The organism is Kribbella sp. NBC_01245 (assembly GCF_036226525.1).
GTDB lineage: Bacteria > Actinomycetota > Actinomycetes > Propionibacteriales > Kribbellaceae > Kribbella.
This window is the reverse complement of record NZ_CP108487.1, coordinates 1,481,925-1,506,632: the sequence shown is the minus strand read 5'-3', so window position 1 is coordinate 1,506,632 and position 24,708 is coordinate 1,481,925. Positions and strand designations below refer to the sequence as shown.

The window sequence follows — 24,708 nt, the reverse complement described above, 5'->3', positions numbered from 1 at the left end:
TGACGCGGCCCGGACCGGCCTGACAATTCGGAAGACTCAGGGGGACGGGTGCAACCAACACCACCCGCACAAAGGCTGGTACCGGGTGGGCCTTTAGCGTTGATGCGTCCGAATCCGCCCGCCCACGTTGCCGTACATCTGACCCGCCGCGGGTAGGGGCGAGCGGATGCAGACGAATCAACGCAGGTGGAGGAGGTGGACGTCGCGAGGTGGATGGGGCCCGCGCGGGTTGGCGGCGGCCAGCCGGCGGACGGTGCGCGGCGGCCCGCGAGGAAGTCCGCGGCGGCGGGCGGAAAGGGTCGCGGCGGCGCGGAAGTGCGTGCGGCGGAAGGGACGCGGGTGGGGGAAAAAGGAAAGAGGCTCGGCGTACCCTTCGGACCGGACGGCGGGCCGCTGGGTGCGGTCCGCTCGGCCGTTGTCTACTGGGCGCCGAGCCTCTTTTACCTCTGCCCCGCGGGGGGCTAACCACCAGGGATCTCAGCCCCCGTCGACTCAGGCCTGGCACTGGCCTGGTCAGCGTCGCGGGATCATCCGGTGGCCGAACTTCTGTTGAACCGTTGGAGATTTCGTTCTGACGACTCGCAAAACATTGCTCGCCCAAAAGGCTGGTGTCAACCTCTGCGATGGTCAGACAGATCGTTGTTACACATTTGCCGAAACCGGCCACGCTCTGTATAGCGTCACGCTCCCCCAACGAGCCAAAGAAAGGCCCGTCACGTTACAGAGTCATGAAGACGCGGATCGTGATCACCCCGCGAAGATCGCGCGCTTACTGTGTCTTATCTGCAACAGAATCTGAAACAGGAACGACGACCGTTCCGACGGCCTTGGTGATCAGCAACGGCTCGGCCAGGACCTCCGCCGCGGACTCCGACAGATCGGCCCGGCCGCGGCACACCACCGATGCCTCGAAGGTGATCTCCCTACTGCGATTGCCGACCCGGGAGATGGTTGCCTTCACCTCCACAATGTCGCCGGCCCGCAAGGGCTGCAAGAACTGAACATCCGAGTACGACGCGAACAGGCCTTCGTCGCCGTCGGCAACAATGCAGACCTCGGTGGCGACGTCGCCGAAGAGACCGAGCACGTACGCACCGTCCACCAGGTTGCCGGCGTAATGCGCGTGGCTGTACGGGATGTACCGGCGATGCGTGACGGTCAGACCGACCGAGGCGTTGGTCATGAAGCACTCCTCAAGGAACGACGGGTGACAAGGGCATCGACGAGATAGCTCGCCACTTCACCGGGCGTCGTACCACGGCCGAACACCCGGTCCACGCCCAGCTCCGGCGCCATCTGCTCGGTGAAACGGGGGCCTCCGGCAACCAATACCGGTCGCGCGTGCTCGGCATACGCCTCGCGGAAGGCGGCCGACATCTCCTTGGTGTTGAGCACGTGCGCCTCCCGCTGGGTCACCACCTGGGAGACCAGGATGGCGTCCGCCTTCTCGGCCTTGGCACGTCGTACCAGCTCGGGTACGGCGACCTGGGCGCCGAGGTTCACCACCTTGATCTCGCGGTAGTACTCCAGGCCCTTCTCTCCCGCGAAGCCCTTGATGTTCATGATCGCGTCGATCCCGACGGTGTGCGCGTCCGTACCGATGCAGGCGCCCACCACGGTCAGCCGCCGACGCAGACCCTTGCGGATGGCAAGGTTCGCGTCCTTCGGCGACAGCAGCGGGTAGTCCCGCTCCATCACCTCGACCTTCGAAGTATCGACCAGGTGGTTCACCGGCCCGTAGACCACGAAGAAGGTGAAGTCCGGCCCCATCGGCTTGGCGTGCACGACCAGCGCCGGATCCATGCCCATCTTGTTGGCGAGCTGTACGGCGGCACCCTCGGCCCGCTTGTCATGCGCGATGGGCAGCGTGAACGACATCTGCACCATGCCGTCACCAGTGGTGTCCCCGTAGGGCCTGATGATGCTCATGAAGTTGCCTCCAGCAACTCGATCGCCGGGTTGTAGTACTCCGAGGAACGACGCGCCACACCTTCGAGACCGCGGCCCGCATCAGCAGGGCGCTTCATCAGGCCGAAGGTGCCGTCACCGATCGCGTTCAGCAGACCGTCGTCCACGATGCGTTCGAGCAGCTCGACCGACTCACCGAGAACCTGGCGGGCGCGCTGAGCGATGAAGCCGTCCGGCGCCGGGTGGAAGTCCTCGTGAAGGTTGCCCGCGGCCCCCATCACGTACCGCACGTTCTGCAGCGCGAGATCCCGGTCGGAGATCCACGGCGTCACCACGGCCTCGGTCATCATGCCGACGAGCAGAATCCCCTGGCCGGTCAGCGCGCCGACGAGATTGAAGAAGCCGTCCAGCAAATACCCACGGAAAACGTCACCCGTCATATGCCGCGTCGGCGGCATCCACTTCAACGGCGCGTCCGGGAACAACTGCCGGGCCAGCATTGCGTGCGCCAATTCGAGACGGAACGAATCCGGAATTTCCGGCGTGATCTCGAACGCGTGCCCCAGACCGAGCTGCCAATCCTCGAGCCCGGCCTCCTTCGCGAAGTACTCGTTCAGCAGCTGCGAGACCGTCACCGTGTGCGCGGCGTCGACCGCGTCCGCCGTGGTGAGGTAGTTGTCCTCGCCGGTGTTGATGATGATCCCGGCACGGGCGTGGATCTGGCGGCTGAACCGCTGGTCCACAAACGTCCGGATCGGGTTGATATCGCGGAAGAGAATGCCGTACATCGAGTCGTTCAGCATCATGTCGAGCCGCTGCAGCCCGGCCAGCGTCGCGATCTCCGGCATGCACAGACCCGACGCGTAGTTCGTCAGCCGGATGTACCGCCCGAGCTCCCGCGACGATTCATCCAGCGCGGCCCGCATCAGCCGGAAGTTCTCCTGCGTGGCGTACGTCCCGGCGAAGCCCTCCCGCGTCGCGCCCTCGGGCACGTAGTCGAGCAGCGACTGCCCGGTCGACCGGATCACCGCGATGATGTCCGCACCCGCGCGCGCCGCTGCCTGGGCCTGCGGGATGTCCTCGTAGATGTCCCCGGTCGCCACGATCAGGTAGATCCACGGCCGCTGCTTCGGATCGCCGTGCCGCTTGATCAGGCGATCGCGCTCGCGACGCCGTCCGTCGATCTGCTTCATCCCGACCGACGCGGCCTTCCGCGCGGCAGACCGGGCCCGTACGGCGTCGCGCCCCTCCGGCAGGCGGAACGTGACCGAACCCGATGCGGCCTTCTGCGCCAGCACGGACAAGTCCTCGGCCTCACCACGCACCAACGCGTCCCACACCGGCAGCGCGAGCCCGTGCTCCAGCCCGACGTCGGCCCGGACGGTGTCCGCGAGCCGGTTCACCCAGGGGATGCCGTCGCTGTCGGCACCGGTCAGCCCGGCCAGGCGCAGCACGGCACGCTCCACCGACACGGTGGTGTGCTGCTTGGCCAGGTTCACGATCGGCCGGCCGGCCTTGCGCGCCAGCGACCGGGCCTTCCGGACGGTGACCGGATCCAGGTCCAGCTTTTTCACGGCACGGCTCACGTGCGCCATCCTTCGCTCTCGTAGACAACCCGCCCACCGACGACGGTCCGCAGACACGTCGGCAGGTCGGAATCAGGCTGCAAATCCGGCAGCACGGGCACTCCCGCACGGACGTCGGTCGACCAGGCGGCCACCCGCTCGTCCGGCGTCTGCACGACCAAATCGGTGCTCAGATCCCAGACGGCGTACGTCGCTGCCGTCCCGGGCGCGAGCACTCCCGCGTCATCGATCCCGGCCGCTCGCCAGCCGCCGCGAGTGTGGGCCGCGAAGGCCGCGCGCACGGTGATGCGCTCCGACGGCGTCTGGTGCCACGCGGCGGCGCGAACGCCTCCCCACGGGTCGAGCGCGGTGACCGGGCTGTCCGAGCCGAAGGCCAGGGCGACACCCGCACGGGCCATCGAGGCGTACGGGTTCATCCCTTGCCAGCGATCGCCCAGCCGTTCGGCGTACATGCCCTCGGCGCCGCCCCAGAGCGCGTCGAACATCGGCTGCACGCTCGCCACGACGCCGTTCTTGCTCAGAATGTCGATCCCGGCCGCGTCGATCATCTCGACGTGCTCGAGGCGATGGCGCGCCGCGACGAGTTCGACCGCGCCGAGTTTGTCCGAGGCCTTCGCGAAACCCTCGACGACGGCGCCGACCCCGGCATCACCGATGCAGTGGAAACCCGCCTGCAGCCCGTTCGTCGTACAGCCGATGACGTGCTCGGCGACCTCGTCAGCCGTCAGGTAGGCGTGCCCGCAGGTATGACCGGCGTCGGCGTACGGCGTGCTCATGGCAGCCGTCCGCGAACCGACCGCGCCATCGGCGACCAGGTCGCCCGCGAGGCCGGCGACACCGAGTTCGCGAGCCTTTGCGAAGGCGCCGAGCTCACCCCAATACGTGACGACGTGCAGACCCATCGAGGCCGCGAGCTCCTTGATCACGAGCATGTCGTCGGCCGGACAGATGTGCGGGGCACCGAGCTCGTGGATCGACCCGATGCCGAGCCGTGCGGCCGCCTCCAGCGAGGCCTGCAACGCGGCACGGCGCTGGTGGTCCGGGATCATCTTGGCGATGGCATCCCGTACGACGTGGTGGGCGGTGCGCTCGGCGCGGCCGTCCTCGGTCCAGCCGGGCTGTGCCGCGAGGTCCGGCACCTTGGCGGCGAGCGCGGGCGAGATGACCGCGGAGTGGCCGTCGACCCGGGACAGGTAGATCAGGCGACCGGGCGCGGCGTTCTCGAGCTCGGCGCCGGTCGGCACGCGATGCTCGGGCCAGCGCGTCTCGTCCCAGCCGAACCCGAGCACGAGGCCGTCGTGCTTCGCCGCGTGATCCCGCACGGCGTCCAGGGCATCGGCCAGCGTCGCCGGAGCTCCGAGGTCGATGCCTAGCAGCTTGAAGCCGGTCATCCCTGAATGCACGTGGGAGTCCACGAAGGCGGGCGTGACCAGGCGGCCTTGCAGGTCGATGACCTCATCGGCGCCGTTGGCGTACGACGCGGCGCCGGTGTCGTCACCGATCCACGTCACCACCCCGTCGTCGAAGGCGATGGCGGTCGCGTGGGGGTCGGCGGGCGAATAGACGGAACCATTGGTCAGGAGTGTGCGCACAGAGCTAATCCTGCCTCTCGCGCTCCGCCTCGGCCGCCAGCCTCGCCTCGAACAGCTGCCGTACGCCGGATTCGGTCCGCAGCAGCTCCATCGCATAGTCGGCATGTCCCGGCACATAGCCGTTCCCGACGAGCATCGTCACGTCCGCCGCGAGCCCCTCGGCACCAAGGGCCGCCGCCGAGAACGACGTCGCCATCGAGAAGAAGATGACCGTGCCACCAGCGGCTGTGGCGAGTACGGCGCCATGCTCGCAACCGGGCACGTCCACGCAGACCACGGTGATGTCGGCCGGTCCGCCAGCCTCCTCGACCGCCTTGGCCAACGCGACCGGATCGCGCGCATCCGCGATGGTCACCACGTCGGCCAGGCCGGCGGCTTGCATGCTCTGCGCCTCACGCTCGAACGGCACGACGCCGATCGTCCGGACGGCTCCGGCCCGGCCGGCCGCGGCCAGCGAAAGCGAGCCACTCTTACCTGCGGCGCCAATTACTGACACGACAGGCTTTATGCCTTTGTCGACATACTGTTGCACTATCCGAGCGGTCAGCGCAGGTGCGCCGCAGACGTCCATCACGGCCAACGACAGCTCCGGCGCGAGGTCATCGGGCAGCTTCGCGACAATCGACCGGGCGAACAGAATGGCGTGCCCCTCGGCCGGAACCTGCTCGCTCCCGCCGTCCCAACGCGCCAGACCGTCGGTGATCTGGAGCGGCGTCAGCGTCAGCGAGACGAGGGTCGCGACCCGGTCTCCCTTGCGTACGCCGAGAGGCGATTCCGGGCCGGCCTCGTCGACCACGCCGACGAGCATGCCGCCCGATCCGGTGACCGGGTTCTGCATCTTGCCGCGCGCCTCGATGATGTCGAGCACGGCCTTCTTCACTCGCTCGCCATCACCGCCGTGCGCCTCGGCCAACTGCCGGTACGACGCGGCGTCCAGGTTGAGCCGTTCGACGCTGATGCGGACCTCGTCCGGCCACAACTCGGGCGTCGGGTCGAGGCGCTGCGCCGCCTGGGGCAGCACGCCCGCGGGCTCGAGCACCCGGTGCAGGCCTACGGGTGAACCGGCTCTGGTCGGCACTTCGCCTCCTGTATCTAGGTCTTTCGGCTGTTCGTGGTGTCTGCGTCATTACGCCTCACGGCCGCGCAAAATACTACTTCTGCGGTTGTTGAGAGGAAATCTTGCGGCGTACTGTTGCATCTAGAGGACGTTCTATCGCTATCCTCACATGAAACCACCACGTCGTGGAGCCCCTGGGAGGACTCGCGTGACCGATCTGATCAACCCGGCCGTCACCGCCGCCGTCGACTCACTGGCTGAGCAGCCGTATGCGTACAGCCGGGTCGAACTGACGGAGCCGGACTGGACCCGGATGCCGGGCTACAAGGACGTCACGGACGAGGAGTGGCGATCCGTCCAGTGGCAGCGCTCGCATTGCGTGAAGAACGTGAAGCAGCTGCGTGACGTGATGGGCGACCTGCTCGAGGACCGGGTGTACGCCGACCTCGAGCGGGACCAGGCCGAGCGCGCGACCATGTCGATGCTGCTGCCGCCGCAGATGCTCAACACGATCGTTCCTGCTGGTGCCGCGGCCGGATCGGCGTACACCGAAGAGTTCTACGCGGACCCGGTCCGCCGCTACATGCTGCCGGTGTTCACCGATCGGAGGATCGACTGGCCGTCACACCCGCACGCGGCGCGCGACTCACTGCACGAGCACGAGATGTGGGCCACGGAGGGGTTGACCCACCGCTATCCGACCAAGGTGCTGGCGGAGATCCTGCCGACCTGCCCGCAGTACTGCGGTCACTGCACCCGGATGGACCTCGTCGGCAACTCCACGCCGGTGATCGAGAAGCTGAAGTTCACGATCAAGCCGCAGCAGCGCCTGGACGACATGCTCGACTACCTGCGTCGCTCCCCCGGCGTCCGGGACGTCGTCGTGTCAGGTGGCGATGTGGCGAATATGCCCTGGCCGCGGCTGGAGTCGTTCCTGACTAGCCTGCTGGAGATTGAGAACATCCGCGACATCCGGCTCGCCACGAAGGCTCTGATGGGTATGCCGCAGCACTGGCTCTCGGACGACGTACGGGCCGGTGTGGAGCGAGTGGCGCGTCTTGGCCGGGAGCGTGGCGTGATGATCGCCATGCATACCCACGTCAACGCTGCTCAGTCGGTGACGCCTCTAGTGGCCGAGGCGACCAAGGCGATGTTCGAGGCGGGGCTGCGCGACGTACGGAACCAGGGCGTGCTGATGCGCGGGGTTAACGACTCTGTGCCGCAGTTGCTGGATCTGTGCTTCGCGTTGCTCGACGGCGCGACCATCACGCCGTACTACTTCTACATGTGCGACATGATCCCGTTCTCCGAGCACTGGCGGGTATCGGTCCGGGACGCGCAGCACTTGCAGCACGGGATGCTCGGGTACCTCCCGGGCTTCGCTACGCCGCGGATCGTGTGCGACGTGCCGTATGTCGGTAAGCGCTGGGTGCACCAGCTGGACGAGTACGACGAGGTGCGCGGGATTTCGTACTGGCGGAAGAACTACCGCACTGGGATCGAGCACCAGGACCCGGAGGCGTTGAACCGGCAGTACGAGTACTACGACCCCATCGACACGCTTCCCGCCGAGGGCCAGGCCTGGTGGACGCAACACGCGGGCGACTCCCTGGCCGAAGCCGAACGCCGCGCCGCCGCGTCCCGAGGCGCCTCGGAGTCGCAGAAGCTGATCCAGATCACCTGACGTCGCAGCCGGCCAAGCCGCCTTTTCTTTGCGACGAGTGGACGCGTTTTGCCGCAGCGAGGCAGCCTGCACCTGACAGGCAGCGGACGAGCGGCAAAACGCGTCCACTCGTCGCAAAGAAAAGTGCTGGTGGGCTCGCCGTCGCAAAGAAAGCGCTCGCGGGCGCGCGGTCCGGGTCACACGGCGGGTGGGCGGCGTTCGTACGGGGTCGAGAGGACGATCGTCGTGGTGGTGGAGACGTTGGCCTTGGCGCGGATGACGGCGAGGAGTTCTTCGAGTTTGCCGGGTGTGGCGACGCGGACGATGAGGATGTAGCTCGAGTCGCCGGCGACCGAGTAGCAGGACTCGATCTCGCGGACCTCTCGCAACCGCTCGGGCGAGTCGTCCGGCTGGGACGGGTCTATCGGCCGGATCGAGATCAGCGCGGTCAGCGGCAGCTCCAGGGCGTCGTGGTTGATCGTTGCCACGTACCCCTGAATTACGCCGCGCTGCTCGAGCCGCTTCACCCGCTGGTGCACGGCTGAGGTCGACAGGCCCGTCGCCTTACCGAGGTCGGTGAAACTCATCCTGCCGTCGGTGGCGAGCAGGGCGACGATCTTGCGATCCAGGTCCTCCATCCTGGAGACCCTACTGCCGCCGGTACCGGGCATGAAAGCATTTGCCCATGTCTGACTCTCCCGACCGGTTGATGCTGCTCGACACCGCCTCGCTGTACTTCCGGGCGTTCTTCGGTGTCCCCGACACCATGAAGGCCCTGGACGGTACGCCGACCAACGCCGTGCGCGGGCTGCTCGACTTCATCGCGCGACTGATCGACAACCACCACCCGACCCACTTGGTCGCCTGCTGGGACGACAACTGGCGCCCGTCCTGGCGAGTCGCGCTGATCCCGTCGTACAAGGCGCAGCGGGTCGAGTACGTCGCCAAGGGTGGCGAGCAGGTCGAGGACGTGCCCGACCGCCTCGAGCTGCAGGTGCCGCTGATCCGCGAGTGCCTCGACGCCCTCGGCATCCCGATCGTGGGTGCAGCGGACCACGAGGCCGACGACGTGATCGGCACGTTGGCCCACCGCGCGCAGATGCCGGTCGACGTGGTGACGGGCGACCGGGACCTCTTCCAGCTGATCGACGACTCGCGCGATATCCGGGTCATCTACACCGCGGCCAAGGGCGTCGGCCGGGCGGACGTGCTGAACGAGGCGGCGCTGCTCGCGAAGTACACGATCCCCGCCAACCGCTATGCCGACTTCGCCACGCTCCGCGGCGACGCCTCGGACGGTCTGCCGGGTGTGAAGGGTGTGGGCGAGAAAACGGCCGCCTCGCTCATCACGACGTACGGCGATCTCGACGCGATCCGGGCCGCGGCCGCCGATCCCGCCACACCGATGTCGCCGTCGGTGAAACGGAAGATCCTCGACTCCGCCGACTACCTGGACGTCGCGCCGAAGGTCGTGGCCGTGGCGACGGACGCGCCGGTCGGACCATTCGACGCGCATCTGCCGGGTGAGGTCAAGCATCCCGAGGCGTGGCTCGAGCTGGTGGATCGCCTCGACCTCGGTGGTAGCGCCCAGCGGGTGATGATGGCGCTCAATGGCCAGCCCCTGCCCGCGATGGGCCAGCCGCAGTGACGAGTCGCTCGGTCAGAAACGAGAGCACTGCTCTCGAATTAGGGCACCTGTTCGGCCCGGACACGATCGCGCTGCGCCGGGCCCTGCACGAGGTCCCCGAGTACGACCTGGATCTGCCGAAGACCCAGCGACTCGTCCTCGACGCCCTCGAACATCTCGACGGCCTCGAGATCACCCTCGGCAAGACGTTGTCCGCGGTGACAGTGGTCCTGCGCGGCGGCAAAGGCCCCGGTCCTGTCGTACTGCTCCGAGGTGACATGGACGCCCTGCCTGTCACGGAGAACGTCGACGTGCCTTGGGCCTCGAAGCACCCGGGCTATATGCATGCCTGCGGCCACGATCTCCACACCGCCGGTCTGGTCGGTGCCGTGCGGATCCTGCACGAGCTCCGGCACAACCTGGCTGGCGACGTCGTCTTCATGTTCCAGCCGGGCGAGGAGACCTCCGGCGGCGCCCCGATCATGATCCGCGAAGGCGTGCTGGAAGCAGCCGGACGCCGGGTCGACGCGGCGTACTGCCTGCACGTCCAGTCCGCGGGCAATCCACGCGGCATGTGGAGCAGCCGGCCCGGGCCGTTCATGGCCGCCGCGGACCAGCTGCACGTGCGGGTCGTCGGCGCGGGCGGGCATGGCGCCGAGCCCTATCGCGCGAAGGACCCGATCCCGGTGCTGTGCGAGATGGTGACCGGGTTGCAGACGATGGTGACGCGGCAGTTCAACGTGTTCGACCCCGTCGTACTGACGGTGGGCAAGATCGCCGGTGGCACCAAGGAGAACATCATCCCGGATGACGCCTTCTTCGACGCGACGGTCCGGACGTTCTCCGAGAAGTCCCGGAACAACGTGGCCGAGGCCGCCGTACGGCTGGTGGAGGGCATCGCCACGGCACACGGTCTGACCGTCGAGGCCGAGTACCAGCTGGGATATCCCGTCACGGTGAACGACCCGACGGAGTTCGAGTTCGCGCGGGACACGATCGTGGACGTGTTCGGCCCGGAGCGGTTCCGCCTGCGGCCCCACCCGCGAGTGGGCGCCGAAGACATGTCGTTCGTCCTGAACGAGGTCCCCGGCGCGTACGTCAACATCAGCGCCTGCCGCGTACCCGACTACGAGAACGCCCCCGCGAACCACTCCGCCAAGGCCGACTTCGACGACTCGATCCTCCCCGACGCCTCCGCCCTCCTAGCCGAACTCGCCATCCGCCGCCTCAAGCGGGGTTGACGTTCTCGGGTTGACGTTTCTGGGGCTGACGTTGCGCGGCGTCAGACCTTGTCGGCCAGCCGGGCCAGCGCACGTTCAGCCTCGCGGCGTACGCCGATAGGCACGAGCGCGGCCCGGCCCGGCACCCTCACGCCACCGGTCATCGCGACGCGCGTCCCTCCCCCAGGCTCGGGCGTCGCGGCCATACCGATAAGCAGAAACCGGCTCTGCAACCAACACCACCCGGGCCTGACCACACCATCCAGTCGAGCCCGCATCCCGAACCGGCTCTGCGCAACAGCGGTGACTCGCTCCCCCTCGCGTCGCTCGACCCGCAGCGAACGCATGTCCGGCTGAATCTCCCCGAACGCCCCCTGTAGATCCGACAACAACACCCAGACCCGCTCGAACGGCGCGTCGATCACCCTCTCGGTGACAGCAGCTCCCGCGATACCCGCCGCGAGCACATGCAGTCGGCGGACGTTGTCCAACTCGACCGCTGGCCAGTTCTGCGTCATGACGACCACGCCTTCCGGAAACTCGCCCGCGCTCGATGCAGCCGGGATTTGACCGTTCCTGCCGGTACGTCGAGCAGCGCCGCCGCCGTCTGCTCGTCCAGCCCTTCGAGATCGCGCAACACCAGTACGGCGCGATGCTCGGGCGACAGCCTTGCCAACACATCCCGCACGTCAACCGACAACTGCGGGTCGCCGCGATCCGGCAGCTCGCCCAGCTCGCCGGGGACCTGCCGCTCATCCCGCCGCGCGACCCGAACCGCCTCCCGCGCCGCGATGGTCCGCGCCCACCCGAAGACCGCGGCCGGATCCCGAAGCGTACGCAGCGACCGCACGATCACCACCAACGCCTCCTGCGTCGCATCCGCGCCGTTCCCCAACGCGATCGGCCCGCAAATCCGCCCGACGTACGGCGCCAACTGATCGAGCAGCTCGTTAAGCGCCAGCGTGTCCCCACCCTGCGCCGCCCTCACCAGCTCCCCCAACTCCATCGTCACCCGCGAGAGTCTCCCACCAAGGCCTTGACCCGCCCAGCCGACAGCAACCGCAGATCAGCCACCAGCAACACCAAACACGCCGGCGTATAGACCACCAAGTTCAACCAATAGAACGCCGACCCCAAATCAGCGCCGATCCCCAGCGCCCAAACCACCCCGGCCGCAGCCCGCGCGCCCAACCCCGCCACCAACCCACCCATCACCAACCTGGCGACCCGATAACGCCCACTCGCCAACACAGCCGCCCCCAACACCAAATGCAACGCAGCCAACGGCAACACCACCCCCGGCGCAAACGACACCACTCGCCCCAACACGGCTTCCGACAACACCCGCTGATCCCCCGCCGGCCAAGTAACCCCCGTCGCCCAATACACATGCACCAGCGCCAACACCCCATGCACCCCAGCCACAGCCCCACGAACCTTCATCCCACTCCTCCTCCAAACGCCCGATACGCCATGAAGAGGACCCCACTACCCCAAACGTTCCCCGACGTGAAGGAGCTCACATCCCAGCCTCCACGAGTGGTCGCATCTGCGCACAGCCAGTCGGCTCTCGTTGTGGGGCGGCCCGCGTCGCTAGGGTTACGACCGTGATAGATCGAGGTGCGGCCACCAATGGATGACCAGGCGGGCGCCGGTGGTGCCGAATCGGCGCCGGAACCAGCTCGTGCTGATCCGATTGCGGGAGAGCTCGTCACCGAGACGTTCGAGTACGACGGCGGCCGGCAGGTCACGGTGTACGTGCCGCCGGAACCGCCTGAGGCGGTCGTGTTCGCCGGTGACGGTCAGCTGATCTCGCAGTGGGGTGGGCACCTCGAGGCGGCCGATGTACCGCCCACGATGATCGTCGGTGCCTACCGGACGGACGATGAGGATGAGATGGCGCGCATCCGCGAGTATTCGCCGTCGTTCGACGAGGAACGGTTCGCGGCTCACGAGAGCTTCTTCGTTGACGACGTCCGCAGCTGGGTGCGGTCGCGCTTCAACGTCACGTTGCCGGCCGAACGCACTGCGGTGTGCGGTGTGTCGGCGAGTGGAGAGCTCGCGCTCGCCATGGGGCTTCGGCATCCGGACGTCTACGGAGCGGTCTTCTGCGCCTCGCCCGGCGGCGGCTACCGCCCGCCTGCTGTGATGCCGAGCCCTCTTCCGCGCACCTATCTTGTCGCCGGAACGCTGGAGCCGTGGTTCCTCGAGAACGCAGCCCGGTGGGCGGACGCGCTGCGAGATGCCGATGCGGACCTCGTGATGACCGAACGGACCGGAAACCACGGCGACCCCTTCTGGCAAGCCGAGTTCCCGCTGATGGTGGCCTGGGCGTTCGGACGCTGAAGCCCGACATGGCTGCGGACGGCCCTGGCCATGGCAAACACCCGAGTCCGTCCTGTCCCCTCACGAGTGGTCACGTCTGACCCAACGGCGGTGGGGCGGATGCGACCACTCGTGCGAGGGGATCTCCTTAGACGGGGGCGGTTTCTGGCTCGTCTACGTCTATGGCGGCGCCGCTGAATTGGGCGGCGTAGAGGCGGGCGTAGGCGCCGTCCACCGCGAGCAACTCGTTGTGGTTGCCTTGTTCAACGATGCGGCCGTCCTCCATGACGAGGATCAGGTCGGCATCGCGGATGGTGGACAACCGGTGCGCGATGACGAACGACGTACGGTCGGATCGCAACGCGGCCATCGCGCGCTGGACCAGCACCTCGGTCCGCGTGTCCACCGAACTCGTAGCCTCGTCGAGGATCAGCAGTTGCGGATCGGCCAGGAAGGCCCGGGCGATCGTGAGCAACTGCTTCTCGCCGGCGCTGACGTTGTTGCCCTCCTCGTCGATGATCGTGTCGTAGCCGTCGGGCAGGCTGTGCACGAAGCGGTCGACGTACGTCGCCTTGGCCGCGGCGATGATGTCTTCCTCGGTCGCGTCGAGATTGCCGTACGCGATGTTGTCCCGAATCGTGCCGCCGAACAACCACGTGTCCTGCAGCACCATGCCGATCCGCGACCGCAGGTCATGCCGGGTGAGCTCGGTGATGTCGACGCCGTCCAGCGTGATGCGGCCCGCGTTCAGCTCGTAGAACCGCATCACCAGGTTGACCAGCGTGGTCTTGCCGGCGCCGGTCGGGCCGACGATCGCGACGGTCTGTCCCGGCTCGGCGACGAGGCTCAGGTCGGCGATGAGCGGCTTGTCCGGGCTGTACGAGAAGGCCACGTGCTCGAACTCGACCCGGCCACGCGACTCGCGAACCACGGCCGGCTCGGCGACGTCCGGGATCTGCTCCTTCGCGTCCAGCACCTCGAAGACGCGCTCGGCCGAGGCCACGCCGGACTGCAACAGGTTCGCCATCGAGGCGACCTGGGTGAGCGGCTGGGTGAATTGACGGCTGTACTGGATGAAGGCCTGCACGTCGCCGAGGGTCATGTTGCCCGAGGCAACCCGGAGGCCACCGACGACGGCGATCACGACGTAGTTCAGGTTCCCGATGAACATCATCGCGGGCATGATGATGCCGGAGATCAGCTGTGCGCCGAAGGCGGCCTGGTAGAGCTCCTCGTTCTTCTTCTCGAACATGGCCTCCACCTCCTTCTGGCGGCCGAAGACCTTGACCAGCTCGTGTCCGGTGAAGGCTTCCTCGATCTGGCCGTTCAGCGCGCCGGTGTGCATCCACTGCGCGACGAACTTCTTCTGCGACCGCTTGGCGATCGCGGCGGTCAGCACCATCGAGATCGGAATCGTCACCAGCGCGATCAGGGCCAGCAGCGGAGACACCACGAACATCATCGTGACGACGCCGATCACCGTCAGCAGCGAGGTGAGCAACTGGCTCAGCGTCTGCTGCAAACTGGTCGAGATGTTGTCGATGTCGTTGGTGACCCGGCTCAGCAGCTCACCCCGCGGAGCGCCGTCGAAGTAGCTCAGCGGCAGCCGGTTGAGCTTGGCCTCGACCTCCTCGCGGAGCGTGTAGACCGTGCGCTGCACGACGCCGTTCAGGATGTAGCCCTGCGCCCAGGACAACAGGAAGGCGCCGAGGTAAAGGGCCAGCGCGATCATCAGAACGTTGCGCAAGGCATCGAAGTCGACACCCGAACCCGGCACCAGGTCGCGCATCCCCTCGATCAGGTCGGCGAACCGATTGTTGCCCTCGGCACGGGCGGCGTCGGCCACCTGCTGCGGCGTCGTACCAGCCGGCAGGTCCTTGCCGATCGCCCCGGCGAAGATGATGTCCGTCGCCCAGCCGAGCACCTTCGGACCAAGCACAGCCAGTACGACGCTGCCGATCGCGAGCAGGATGACGCCGAAGACCTGGACGCGATGCGGCCGCAACCGCCTGAGCAGTCGCTTGGCCGAGGGCCCGAAGGTCATCGACTTGTCCCCCGGGATGCCCTGTGGCGGGCCGAATCCGGAGCCAGTCGTCGGCCGCCGGGTCGCGGCTACGGTCTCGCCCGCGGCCGGCTTCTCAGTCTCTTCGCTCATGCTGCTTCCTCCGCGGACCGCTGGGACTCAACGATCTCGACGTACGTCGGGCAGGTCTGGAGTAGTTCGTCATGGGTGCCCTTGCCGACCACCGCGCCGTCCTCGACCACCACGATCTGGTCGGCGTCGACGATGGTGGACACCCGCTGCGCCACGATTACGACGCACGCGTCGGCCGTGACCGGGGCGAGGGCGGACCGCAACCGGGCATCCGTGGACAGGTCGAGCGCCGAGAACGAGTCGTCGAACAGGTAGATCTCGGGCTTACGGACCAGTGCCCGGGCGATCGCAAGCCGCTGGCGCTGACCGCCGGACACGTTCGTACCGCCTTGAGAGATCGGTGCGTTCAGCCCTTCCGCCATCGCCTCGACGAAGTCCTTGCCCTGGGCAATGCGCAACGCCTCCCACAGCTCCCCGTCGGTCGCGTCGGGATTGCCGTACCGCAGGTTGCTCGCGACGGTCCCTGAGAAGAGGTACGGACGCTGGGGCACGAGGCCGATCCGGCGCCACAACGCGTCGGGCTCGAAGTCGCGAACGTCCACGCCGTCGACCCGGACCGAACCACCGGTCGCGTCGAACAGGCGCGGCACCAACGACAGCAGGGTCGTCTTGCCCGCGCCCGTACTGCCGATGACGGCAGTCGTCTGTCCCGGCCGCGCGGCGAAGCTGATGTCGCGCAACACGGGCTCGGCGGCACCCGGGTACTGGAAGGTGGCGTGGTCGAAGACCAGTTCGCCGCGTCCAGTCGTCGCCCCCATCGGCCTTTCCGGCGGACGGACCGACGACTCGGTCTCGAGCACGTCGCTGATCCGCTCGGCACAGACTGCGGCGCGCGGCACCATGATCATCACGAACGTCCCCATCATCACCGAGAACAGGATCTGGATCAGATAGCTCATGAACGCGGTGAGCGCACCGACCTGCATCTGCCCGTCTTGTACGCGAGAAGCGCCGAACCACAGCACGCCGATGGTCGAGATGTTCAGGATCAGCATGACCACCGGGAAGACCAGTGCCATCAGGCGACCGGCATTACGCGCGGTCTCGGTCAGCGACTCGTTGGCCTCGCCGAAGCGCTTCACCTCGTGCGGCTCGCGGACGAACGCGCGCACCACGCGGATGCCCGTGATCTGCTCGCGCAGCACCCGGTTCACGTTGTCGACGTTCACCTGCATCTTGCGGAACTGCGGCACCATCCGGCGCGCGATCAGGCCGATCGACAGCACCAGCAGCGGTACGGCGACCGCGACCAGCCAGGACAGGCCGACGTCCTCGCGGATGGCCATGAAGACGCCACCGATCATCGTGATCGGAGCCGCGACCAGCATCGTGCACGTCATCACCACGAGCACCTGGACCTGGGTGACGTCGTTGGTGGAACGGGAGATCAGCGTGGGGGCGCCGAACTTCCCGACCTCGCGGGCGGAGAACTCGCCGACCCGGTGGAAGACGGCAGCGCGCACATCCCGGCCGAAGCCGGCCGCGGTCTTGGCGCCGTAGTAGACCGCGCCGATCGAGCAGACGACCTGGATCAGGCTGACGGCCAGCATCCAACCGCCGAGGCTCATGATGTAGCCGGTATCGCCTTTGGCCACACCGTTGTCGATGATGCTCGCGTTCAGGCTGGGTAGGTAGAGAGAGGCGATCGTCCCGACGAGTTGCAGGACGACGACCATGGACAGGTTGCCGGCGTACGGACGCAAGTACGTGCGTAACAGGCGAAGTAGCATCAGTGGTCCCCGGGTTCGTTAGTGCGGACACCGTCGAGCAACAGGTCGGCGATCTCCCCGGCGGCCAGTGGTCGACCGTCGGAAATCAGCGGGTGGGTGGCCGAGAAGGTGACCAGCCGGATCCGGCGGGCGACCTCCTCCGGCTCGTATCGCAACGAGGCGGCATCCGGCTCGAGCAGCCAGGCCATCGCGGACAGGATCATCTCGTTCGCGTCGAGATTCCCGTGCCGCGGCTTCTCGTGGTCGGGCGGCCGGTGCATCCGGAGCGCGAAGATCAGGCCGAAGACACCACGCAGACGGGCCTGCAGTACGTCGATCGCGGCCGTCATCCGCTCGCGCAGCGGTAGGTCCCGGTCGATGGCGAGCAGCTCGCTGTGGATCGGCAGCGGGTCGAACGCGTCCGCCAGCACGGCCTCGATCAACGCCTCCTTGCTACCGAAGGCGCGGAACAGCGTGCCCTCGGCGACTCCCGCGCTTTCCGCGATCTGGCGGGTGCTGACGTCTTTGCCGAACTGGCACAGCAAGGGCGTCGCGGCGGCCACGATGGCGGCACGACGCTCGTCCGGTGTCATCGCCGGCGCGCGAGGGCTCATGGCATTCGACGATAGCTGAGTGAGTGCTCACTCCAAAACGATTTACCGCGCTGCGCGTTATGCCTTGAGCAGACTCTCGATTCCGTCCAGGACCCGGCCGAGGCCGAACTCGAAGGAGTAGTCCGGGTCGTACGGCGCATTGAACTCGACGCCGACCGCCGTACCGACCCGATTCGCCAGCGGATAGTCGACCAGCTGCGGCACTCGCGCGAGAACGGGCGCCAGCTTGACCCACCATTCCTCGTGGGTCAGCCCGCTCTCCTTCTGAATCTGGTCGGACTCGATCGCACCACGGACGGCGCCGTGCACGTACTCGTTCATCAAAGCGATCGCGGCGTCCATATCGATATCGGACAGGCCGATGCCCTCGACGATGCTCAGCTCGCGCTCGTACTTCGCCATCACGTTCGGGCCCATCGGCGGACGGCTGGTCGCGACCTGGATCAGCCAGCGATGCCGCAGGTACAACGCGCGGGTGTCGCGCGCCATCGCCTCCAGATCCGCGCGCCAGTTTTTCGTTGGCGCCGCCTGGGTGAGCTCGCCGAGGACCGTGTCGACCATCAGATCGAGCAACTCGGCCTTGCCCGGGACGTAGCGGTAGAGCGTCATCGCGCCGACGCCGAGGTGGTCCGCGACGCGGCGGATGGACATCGCAGTCAGGCCTTCGGCATCCGCGACCTCGATCGCCGCGCGGACGACGTCGGCCACCGTGTGCGCCGGCTTCGGACCGCGGGTCGGGACCGCCTGAAGACCCCAGAGCAGTTCTAGTGTGCGGACAGGGTCGCCGCTGCCGCTGTACTCAGTCGTCACGTGCCACCTTCGGTCGTCAACTGGGTGATCTTCGGGTAATGTCCTTGCGCTACCTCGTACACTGTACCCAGATAGTTCGTGAAGTTGTCGGCGAAGGGCGGAACTTGACCTCAAGCTTTATTGAGGTTCTAGGCTCACACGAAATTGTCGGTGGCGGCTGTCACCATCAGAACATCCCTGTTTTTCGTGACCTTGGAACCGGTGATTCGGTGTGAGCATGGAGATGACCGCGTGGACTTCGCTGTACCACGCGATGCACGCGCAGGACGACAAGCGACCGTTCTCGCGCGAGACGCTGAAACGCATTCTGGCGTTCGCCAGACCACATCGCCGGCTACTGATCTTCTTCCTCGTGTTCAGTACGGCGGGCGCGGTGCTGGCCGTCGCGACGCCGGTGCTGGCCGGTCGCGTGGTGAACGCGATCGTGGACGGCTCCGACTTCGGCGTGGTGCTGCGACTCGCCCTGCTGATCGCGCTGATCGCGATAGTCGAGGCGGGTCTCGGCCTGGTCCAGCGCTGGCTGTCGGCGAGTATCGGTGAAGGCCTGATCCTGCAGCTGCGCACGGCCGTGTTCGACCACGTGCAGCGGATGCCGATCGCCTTCTTCACCCGGACCCGGACCGGCGCCCTGGTCAGCCGGTTGAACAACGACGTCATCGGCGCGCAGCGGGCCTTCAGCGACACATTGTCCGGCGTGGTGAGCAACCTGGTGATGCTGGCGCTGACTCTCGTGGTGATGCTCGGAGTGTCCTGGCAGATCACCTTGCTGGCGCTCGTCATCCTGCCGGTCTTCGTGTTCCCCGCCCGCCGGATCGGCACCCGGCTGGCCGGGCTCGAGCGCGAGGCCGCGAACCACAACGCCACCATGAGCACGCAGATGACCGAGCGCTTCTCGGCACCGGGCGCGACCCTGGTCAAGCTGTTCGGCCGGCCGGCGCGGGAGTCGGCGGAGTTCGCCAACCGGGCCCGGCGGGTGCGCGATATCGGTGTGCGCACGGCGATGGTGCAGTTCATCTTCATCACCGCGCTGACGCTGGTCTCGGCGCTCGCGCTCGCTCTGGTCTACGGCCTCGGCGGGTTCTACGCGCTGCGCGATCAGCTCGACGCCGGTGCCGTTGTCGCGATGGCGATGCTGCTGACCAGGTTGTACGCGCCGCTCACCGCGCTGGCGAGTGCCCGCGTCGAGGTGATGAGCGCGCTGGTGAGTTTCGAGCGGGTCTTCGAGATCCTCGATCTGGAGCCGCTGATCAAGGACAAGCCCTACGCCGGCAAGGTGCCCGACGGGCCGGTGCAGGTGGAGTTCGACCGGGTCAGCTTCGCGTACCCGTCGGCGGACAAGGTCTCGCTCGCATCCTTGGAGGAGGTCGCGAAGCTCGACACCCGTGGTGGTATCGAGGTGCTGCACGAGGTGTCCTTCAAGGCCGAAGCCGGGCAGATGGTGGCGCTGGTTGGTTCGTCCGGTGCGGGCAAGTCGACGATCGCCCAGCTGATTCCGCGGTTGTACGACGTGGATTCCGGCTCGGTCCGGCTGGCCGGCGTGGACGTGCGCGACGTGACCGCCGAGTCGTTGCGCGACACCCTTGGCATGGTCACGCAGGACGGGCACCTCTTCCACGAGAGCATCCGGGAGAACCTGCTGCTCGCCCAGCCCGAGGCGACCGAGGAGGAGCTGTGGCACGCGCTCACCCGGGCGCGGCTGGCCGACCTGATCCGCACCTTGCCGGATGACCTCGACACGGTTGTCGGTGAGCGGGGTTACCGGCTTTCGGGTGGTGAGCGGCAGCGCTTGACGATCGCGCGCATGCTGCTGGCCAAGCCGCGCGTGGTGATCCTCGACGAGGCGACGGCCGCGCTGGATTCGACCTCCGAGGCCGCCGTTCAGGCCGCGCTCAGCGAGGCGCTCGCCGGGCGGACTGCGGTGGTCATCGCGCATCGCCTGTCGACCATTCGCGCGGCCGACGTGATTCTCGTGGTCGAGGACGGGCGGATCGTCGAGCGGGGCACGCATACCGAGTTGCTGGCGGCGAGTGGGCGGTATGAGCAGCTTTACCGGACTCAGTTCGACCAGCCCGCCGCGCCGAAGGACGAAGACGTAGTTGAGGTGGGGGCGAGCTGAATGGGCTGAGCGGTCGGCACGTCGTCGACCACCAAGCGTCGCGCCGGTCGATCGGACTTCTGGCGGGGATTTTGACGGATACGAGGCGGGGAGCGACAAAGGCGTGACGCAGGGAACGATCGAGGCGACGAATCGGCTCGGCCACTTCGCAGTGGCCTTCCAGCCGGCCGACCCGCCCCGCAATAGCCGCATGGCCTTCTGGTCGCCCGACGGCGAAGACCTCCCCTTGGATCTGGGCGAGACGGCTGAGCTCGTCGTGGATCCGGGCGCTGGGAGTGAGGGCGTGCGGCGGGTCGTGTTGGTGCCAGTGAGTGCGGCTGTGCCGGTGCTCGGGCGGGCGCGGACTGCAGGTGGTTCGCATCCGACGACGGCCTTCTGGGGTACGGCGGCGCTGACCGCTCTCCAACTCGTCGCCCGCGGGCGGCTGCTGCCTGGTGTCAGTCCCGAGGGGTACGACGCGTGGCGCGTCGGGCCGCTCGAGGCCAGCGACGTCGAGCGCATCCAGCACCTCGCGCAGGTCCTCCCGGCCGGTGCACTCGCCGACTCGGCATCCGCGGGCGCCGGAGCTGACCCGGCAGGCGCAGTCGCGGGAGCCGACGTCTCAGGCGCCAGCGGGGGTGATGCGGAGGCGTTGGTTCGGGCATTTTTGGATGCGGTGGCGGATGGGATGCCTCGCTCCCCCGCGGCGGTCGCCGCGCATGGCACGCTGCCGTTCGCGGCCAAGGCCCCGCAGCCGGTGCCGAAGTTGCGCTCGTGGTCCAACGAGGTTTCGGCCGGGCTCGATTCCGGTGTGCGGATCTCGCTGCGCCTCGACCTCGACCGGGCGCCGGCCCTGAGTGACGGCTCCGACGAATTGACTGGGCTGGACCAATTGAGCCAAAAGGCCGACTCGCGGTTTGGGGAGTTCGTGGCCGTGGTGCAGCTGCACAGCTTGAGTGATCCGACGTTGGTGCGGGATGCTCGGGAGGTTTGGGCCGGGGAGGTTCCGGGGTTCGGAACGCGGGCGCGGATCGACACTACGCTGGCGATTCGGCGTACGGCGCGGAGCTGGGCGCCGTTGGCCCGGCTGCTCGACTCCGCCGTACCGGCTGAGATGCCGTTGTCCGACGAGGAAGTCGGTGACCTGCTCGCGAGTGGTGCCGCCCGGCTCGCGGCAGCCGGGGTCGACGTGCACTGGCCGAAGGGGCTCGAGCGGACGCTGACGGCGCGCGCCGCGATCGGTGCCGGTGAGGCCGCGCCTTCGGATATGCCGAGCTTCTTTGGTGGCGACAGCACGCTGACCTTCAGCTGGCAGCTGGCGCTTGGCGACGACCCGCTGACCGAGGCCGAGATGGACGCGCTGGCCGAGGCGACCCGCCCGGTGGTGCGACTGCGCGACCAGTGGGTGCTGATCGACCCGGAGCTGGCCCGCAAAGCCCGCGACCGGATGCTCAAACCCGTCACCGCGATCGACGCGCTCGGGGCAGCGCTGACCGGTGCCACCGAGATCGACGGCCGCCAGGTCAAGGTCAGCGCGAGCGCCTGGCTGGACGAGCTGCGCACCCGGATCGCCGATCCCGATCGCGCCGACGATCCGCCCGAGGCGCCGGCGGCGTTGCAGGCGACCTTGCGGGACTACCAGTTGCGCGGTCTGCGCTGGCTCGTCCGGATGACGTCGCTCGGGCTCGGTGGTTGCTTGGCCGATGACATGGGTCTAGGCAAGACCATCACCCTGATCGCGTTGCACCTGCATCGCCAGCTCGATGCCCAGACCAGTGGTCCGACTCTCGTGGTCTGTCCCGCGTCACTGCTCGGCAACTGGGAGCGCGAGGTTCGACGGTTCGCGCCGGGCGTGCCCGTGCACCGATTCCACGGCACCGGGCGCTCGTTGCCGAAGGCCGAGGGCGGGTTCGTCCTCACGACGTACGGGACTATGAGGCGGGACGCGGCCCGCCTCGGTGCGCATGACTGGGGTCTGCTTGTTGCGGATGAGGCGCAGCACGTGAAGAACCCTTCGTCCGGTACGGCGAAGGCGCTGCGGGCGGTGCCGGCTAAGGCGCGAGTGGCGCTCACCGGCACGCCCGTTGAGAACAACCTGTCCGAGCTCTGGGCGATCCTCGACTGGACCACGCCCGGGCTGCTCGGGCGGCTCAGCCATTTCCGTAGCCGGTGGGCCGTGCCGATCGAGGCGGACAAGGATGCCGACACGGCCGAGCGATTCGCGCAGCTGGTTCGGCCGTTCCTGCTCCGGCGGAAGAAGACCGATCCGGGTATCGCGCCAGAGCTGCCGCCGAAGACCGAGACCGATCAGAACGTCTCGCTGACGCGCGAGCAGGCCGTGCTGTACGAAGCGACCGTGCGCGAGCTGATGGACGAGGTGAAGGCCGGCGGCAAGATGGCCAGACGCGGTCTGATCGTGAAACTACTGACCGGGCTCAAGCAGATCTGCAACCACCCCGCGCAGTACTTGAAGGAGCCGGATACGGCCAAGCTGACCGGGCGTTCGGGCAAGCTCGAACTGCTCGACGAGTTGCTCGCCACCATCGTCGCGGAGGACGGATCGGTCCTGATCTTCACCCAGTACGTCGCCATGGCGCGGCTGCTCGAGCGGCACCTGGCCGGTCGCGGTATCGCCACCCAACTCCTGCACGGTGGTACGCCGGTGCGCCAGCGGGACGAGATGGTCGAGCGATTCCAGGCCGGCGAGGTGCCGGTGTTCCTGCTGTCGCTCAAGGCCGCCGGGACCGGGCTCAACCTCACCCGGGCCGACCACGTCGTGCACTTCGACCGCTGGTGGAATCCGGCCGTCGAGGATCAGGCGACCGACCGCGCCTACCGGATCGGCCAGACCCGGCCGGTCCAGGTGCACCGGCTCATCGCGGAGGGCACGATCGAGGACCGCATTGCCGCCATGCTCACGGCCAAACGCGACCTGGCCGACGCCGTACTGACCTCGGGTGAGGCTGCGCTGACCGAGCTGTCCGATGACGAACTGGCCGACCTGGTCGAGCTGCGGGGTGCCCGATGAACGGCGAACAGGCTCGCGGGTTCCCGGCTTTCCCAGCCCACAAGGGCAGGAGTACGCGCGGGCAGTCCTGGTGGGGACGGGCGTGGGTGCAGGCGATGGAGGACACGTCGCTCGATTCGGACCAGCTCCGCAAGGGCCGTCGCTACGCGAACTCGGGTCAGGTCGGCACGATCACGGTCAGCCCAGGCCGGATCGCGGCGACCGTGCATGGGCCGCAGGACAGTTACGACTCGGTGGTGTTGGTCGATCAGCTGTCGGACGCGGATTGGGACCGGTTCATCGAGCAGATCGCGGCGCGTTCCGGGTTCCTCGCGGCGCTGCTCGATGGGGAGATGCCGCACGCCCTGGTCGAGGCGGCCGGTGATGCCGGGGTGCCGCTGCTGCCCGGCATCGGTGATCTCGATCCGTCCTGCAGTTGCGAATCCTGGGAACTGCCGTGCCAGCATGCGGCAGCGCTTTGCTACCAAACCGCTTGGCTGCTCGACGAAGACCCGTTCATCCTGCTGCTCCTGCGCGGGCAAGGCCGCGACACCCTGCTCGACCGCCTCCACCACACCGTCGCGGTGGAAGCACCCCAGCCGCTCACACCGGCCGTCGCTCAGGCCTCGTCGGAACGGCCGGTTCGGGAGGGACTGCCTGAGGTGCCGACGGCCCCCGGGCAGTTGGCGGTCGAGGATCTGCCGATCACGGGGATCGAGCCGCCACCTGGGTTCGACCCGAACACCTTGCCGCTGCTGGTGATCGATGCGGTCGGACGGGCTCGACGGCTCTTCGCACGACTCGTCGCCGACGAAACCCCGCCGGCCGAGCTGGACGAGTGGCAGGACGCCGTACGACTTGCCGCGTCGTACCCGCCACTCGCGACGAGACTCGCCTCCACGACCGGACGACCCGCCGAATTGCCGACGGCCGTGCAGGCTTGGACGTACGGCGGCGCCGAAGGCTTGGACGTTCTCGAACACTCGTGGACGCCTACCACCGGCGAAGCCGCGAGAGCCCGAGCGGAACTGGTCGCAGCCTGGGACGACGACACCCTCGAAGTCGACCTGACCGACAACCGCCTAACCCTCACCAGCGGCACGGAGTCACGCCAGCTCAGACTCGACCACGTCGGCCGCTGGCACCCGTACGAGCTAGTCAACAACGCCTGGACCCCCACCGGTCCCCCCGACCGAGACCCCGTCGGAGTCCTCACCGCCCTCGACACTTAGCCGACCCGTCCAGGGTGCAGCCTGGCACCCTGGACGGGCGGTCAGTAAATGCTGAGGCGGATCTCGGAGGTGGCTGGCATATTGGGCGGCGCGGGGCGTCGGATGTAG

20 protein-coding genes are annotated in these 24,708 nt (G+C 67.7%); 7 read left to right on the top strand and 13 right to left on the bottom strand.

The annotated features are described in order from the left end of the window. Window positions 1-769: 769 nt before the first annotated feature. Genes OG394_RS06510 through OG394_RS06490 form a run of 5 tightly spaced genes read right to left on the bottom strand, consistent with a single transcriptional unit; the run spans window position 770 to window position 6,164 of the window. A complete protein-coding gene (locus OG394_RS06510; protein WP_328994017.1) occupies window positions 770-1,183 on the bottom strand; it encodes a hotdog domain-containing protein in 414 nt (137 codons plus the stop codon). Further along, window positions 1,180-1,929, bottom strand: coding sequence for an OAM dimerization domain-containing protein (locus tag OG394_RS06505; RefSeq protein WP_328994016.1), 750 nt, complete (start codon window positions 1,927-1,929; stop codon window positions 1,180-1,182). The genes OG394_RS06510 and OG394_RS06505 overlap by 4 nt, the downstream gene beginning before the upstream one ends. After that, on the bottom strand, window positions 1,926-3,494 hold the full coding sequence (locus OG394_RS06500) for a lysine 5,6-aminomutase subunit alpha (RefSeq protein WP_442914272.1): 1,569 nt from the start codon (window positions 3,492-3,494) through the stop codon (window positions 1,926-1,928). The genes OG394_RS06505 and OG394_RS06500 overlap by 4 nt, the downstream gene beginning before the upstream one ends. After that, window positions 3,491-5,086: an amidohydrolase gene (locus tag OG394_RS06495; RefSeq protein WP_328994014.1), complete on the bottom strand. Its 1,596-nt coding sequence runs from the start codon at window positions 5,084-5,086 to the stop codon at window positions 3,491-3,493. Before OG394_RS06495 ends, OG394_RS06500 begins: the two co-directional genes overlap by 4 nt. 4 nt (window positions 5,087-5,090) lie before the next feature. Continuing rightward, a complete protein-coding gene (locus OG394_RS06490; RefSeq protein ID WP_328994012.1) occupies window positions 5,091-6,164 on the bottom strand; it encodes an L-erythro-3,5-diaminohexanoate dehydrogenase in 1,074 nt (357 codons plus the stop codon). Between the two features lie 187 nt (window positions 6,165-6,351). On the opposite strand from OG394_RS06490, the gene OG394_RS06485 reads away from it, so the two are divergent. Beyond that, window positions 6,352-7,827, top strand: a complete 1,476-nt coding sequence (locus OG394_RS06485; RefSeq protein WP_328994010.1) for a KamA family radical SAM protein — start codon at window positions 6,352-6,354, stop codon at window positions 7,825-7,827. A 176-nt stretch (window positions 7,828-8,003) separates the two neighbouring features. On the opposite strand, the gene OG394_RS06480 is transcribed toward OG394_RS06485, so the two are convergent. Then, complete coding sequence (locus tag OG394_RS06480) at window positions 8,004-8,444, bottom strand: Lrp/AsnC family transcriptional regulator (RefSeq protein ID WP_328994008.1); 441 nt, start codon at window positions 8,442-8,444, stop codon at window positions 8,004-8,006. Between the two features lie 71 nt (window positions 8,445-8,515). On the opposite strand from OG394_RS06480, the gene OG394_RS06475 reads away from it, so the two are divergent. Both OG394_RS06475 and OG394_RS06470 read left to right on the top strand, forming a co-directional pair. Continuing rightward, window positions 8,516-9,454 (top strand): 5'-3' exonuclease, encoded by a 939-nt coding sequence (locus tag OG394_RS06475; RefSeq protein WP_328996807.1) that lies wholly within the window; start codon window positions 8,516-8,518, stop codon window positions 9,452-9,454. Next, window positions 9,451-10,674 (top strand): M20 metallopeptidase family protein, encoded by a 1,224-nt coding sequence (locus OG394_RS06470; protein ID WP_328994007.1) that lies wholly within the window; start codon window positions 9,451-9,453, stop codon window positions 10,672-10,674. The genes OG394_RS06475 and OG394_RS06470 overlap by 4 nt, the downstream gene beginning before the upstream one ends. A 41-nt stretch (window positions 10,675-10,715) precedes the next feature. Here the strand turns inward: OG394_RS06470 and OG394_RS06465 are convergent, their stop codons facing one another. The 3 genes from OG394_RS06465 to OG394_RS06455 are packed head-to-tail and all read right to left on the bottom strand — an operon-like array spanning window position 10,716 to window position 12,096. Beyond that, window positions 10,716-11,171: a hypothetical protein gene (locus tag OG394_RS06465; RefSeq protein ID WP_328994006.1), complete on the bottom strand. Its 456-nt coding sequence runs from the start codon at window positions 11,169-11,171 to the stop codon at window positions 10,716-10,718. Beyond that, the gene (locus OG394_RS06460) at window positions 11,168-11,659 is read right to left on the bottom strand and encodes an RNA polymerase sigma factor (RefSeq protein ID WP_328996806.1); all 492 of its coding nucleotides are present in this window, start codon (window positions 11,657-11,659) and stop codon (window positions 11,168-11,170) included. The genes OG394_RS06465 and OG394_RS06460 overlap by 4 nt, the downstream gene beginning before the upstream one ends. Before the next feature lie 2 nt (window positions 11,660-11,661). Further along, window positions 11,662-12,096 carry a DUF3995 domain-containing protein gene (locus OG394_RS06455; protein ID WP_328994005.1) on the bottom strand — a complete coding sequence of 145 codons (435 nt, stop codon included), beginning with the start codon at window positions 12,094-12,096 and terminating at the stop codon, window positions 11,662-11,664. 189 nt (window positions 12,097-12,285) lie between these two features. Here OG394_RS06455 and OG394_RS06450 point away from each other — a divergent pair, with 189 nt between their 5' ends. Then, the gene (locus OG394_RS06450) at window positions 12,286-12,999 is read left to right on the top strand and encodes an alpha/beta hydrolase (RefSeq protein WP_328994004.1); all 714 of its coding nucleotides are present in this window, start codon (window positions 12,286-12,288) and stop codon (window positions 12,997-12,999) included. Between the two features lie 127 nt (window positions 13,000-13,126). Here the strand turns inward: OG394_RS06450 and OG394_RS06445 are convergent, their stop codons facing one another. From OG394_RS06445 to OG394_RS06430, 4 genes are read right to left on the bottom strand one after another with little or no spacing between them, the layout of a single operon-like run. Continuing rightward, entirely contained in the window at window positions 13,127-15,133 is a 2,007-nt protein-coding gene (locus OG394_RS06445; RefSeq protein ID WP_328994003.1) for an ABC transporter ATP-binding protein, read from the bottom strand. Beyond that, a complete protein-coding gene (locus tag OG394_RS06440) occupies window positions 15,130-16,863 on the bottom strand; it encodes an ABC transporter ATP-binding protein (RefSeq protein WP_328994002.1) in 1,734 nt (577 codons plus the stop codon). Before OG394_RS06440 ends, OG394_RS06445 begins: the two co-directional genes overlap by 4 nt. Beyond that, window positions 16,863-17,456 carry a TetR/AcrR family transcriptional regulator gene (locus OG394_RS06435; protein ID WP_328994001.1) on the bottom strand — a complete coding sequence of 198 codons (594 nt, stop codon included), beginning with the start codon at window positions 17,454-17,456 and terminating at the stop codon, window positions 16,863-16,865. The genes OG394_RS06440 and OG394_RS06435 overlap by 1 nt, the downstream gene beginning before the upstream one ends. Before the next feature lie 57 nt (window positions 17,457-17,513). Continuing rightward, window positions 17,514-18,266 carry a TetR/AcrR family transcriptional regulator gene (locus tag OG394_RS06430; RefSeq protein WP_328994000.1) on the bottom strand — a complete coding sequence of 251 codons (753 nt, stop codon included), beginning with the start codon at window positions 18,264-18,266 and terminating at the stop codon, window positions 17,514-17,516. A 223-nt stretch (window positions 18,267-18,489) separates the two neighbouring features. Here OG394_RS06430 and OG394_RS06425 point away from each other — a divergent pair, with 223 nt between their 5' ends. The 3 genes from OG394_RS06425 to OG394_RS06415 all read left to right on the top strand — a co-directional run bounded on the left by OG394_RS06425 (window position 18,490) and on the right by OG394_RS06415 (window position 24,600). Beyond that, entirely contained in the window at window positions 18,490-20,382 is a 1,893-nt protein-coding gene (locus OG394_RS06425) for an ABC transporter ATP-binding protein (RefSeq protein ID WP_328996805.1), read from the top strand. A 103-nt stretch (window positions 20,383-20,485) separates the two neighbouring features. Continuing rightward, window positions 20,486-23,389: a DEAD/DEAH box helicase gene (locus tag OG394_RS06420; protein WP_328993999.1), complete on the top strand. Its 2,904-nt coding sequence runs from the start codon at window positions 20,486-20,488 to the stop codon at window positions 23,387-23,389. Beyond that, window positions 23,386-24,600, top strand: coding sequence for an SWIM zinc finger family protein (locus tag OG394_RS06415; protein WP_328993998.1), 1,215 nt, complete (start codon window positions 23,386-23,388; stop codon window positions 24,598-24,600). The genes OG394_RS06420 and OG394_RS06415 overlap by 4 nt, the downstream gene beginning before the upstream one ends. Window positions 24,601-24,708 lie beyond the last annotated feature (108 nt).

Coding starts and splice junctions, on each gene's coding strand:
- OG394_RS06510 (WP_328994017.1), bottom strand. CDS start 1,183: ATGACCAACGCCTCGGTCGGTCTGACCGTCACGCATCGCCGGTACATC.
- OG394_RS06505 (WP_328994016.1), bottom strand. CDS start 1,929: ATGAGCATCATCAGGCCCTACGGGGACACCACTGGTGACGGCATGGTG.
- OG394_RS06480 (WP_328994008.1), bottom strand. CDS start 8,444: ATGGAGGACCTGGATCGCAAGATCGTCGCCCTGCTCGCCACCGACGGC.
- OG394_RS06475 (WP_328996807.1), top strand. CDS start 8,516: ATGCTGCTCGACACCGCCTCGCTGTACTTCCGGGCGTTCTTCGGTGTC.
- OG394_RS06465 (WP_328994006.1), bottom strand. CDS start 11,171: ATGACGCAGAACTGGCCAGCGGTCGAGTTGGACAACGTCCGCCGACTG.
- OG394_RS06460 (WP_328996806.1), bottom strand. CDS start 11,659: ATGGAGTTGGGGGAGCTGGTGAGGGCGGCGCAGGGTGGGGACACGCTG.
- OG394_RS06455 (WP_328994005.1), bottom strand. CDS start 12,096: ATGAAGGTTCGTGGGGCTGTGGCTGGGGTGCATGGGGTGTTGGCGCTG.
- OG394_RS06450 (WP_328994004.1), top strand. CDS start 12,286: ATGGATGACCAGGCGGGCGCCGGTGGTGCCGAATCGGCGCCGGAACCA.
- OG394_RS06445 (WP_328994003.1), bottom strand. CDS start 15,133: ATGAGCGAAGAGACTGAGAAGCCGGCCGCGGGCGAGACCGTAGCCGCG.
- OG394_RS06440 (WP_328994002.1), bottom strand. CDS start 16,863: ATGCTACTTCGCCTGTTACGCACGTACTTGCGTCCGTACGCCGGCAAC.
- OG394_RS06435 (WP_328994001.1), bottom strand. CDS start 17,456: ATGAGCCCTCGCGCGCCGGCGATGACACCGGACGAGCGTCGTGCCGCC.
- OG394_RS06425 (WP_328996805.1), top strand. CDS start 18,490: ATGACCGCGTGGACTTCGCTGTACCACGCGATGCACGCGCAGGACGAC.
- OG394_RS06415 (WP_328993998.1), top strand. CDS start 23,386: ATGAACGGCGAACAGGCTCGCGGGTTCCCGGCTTTCCCAGCCCACAAG.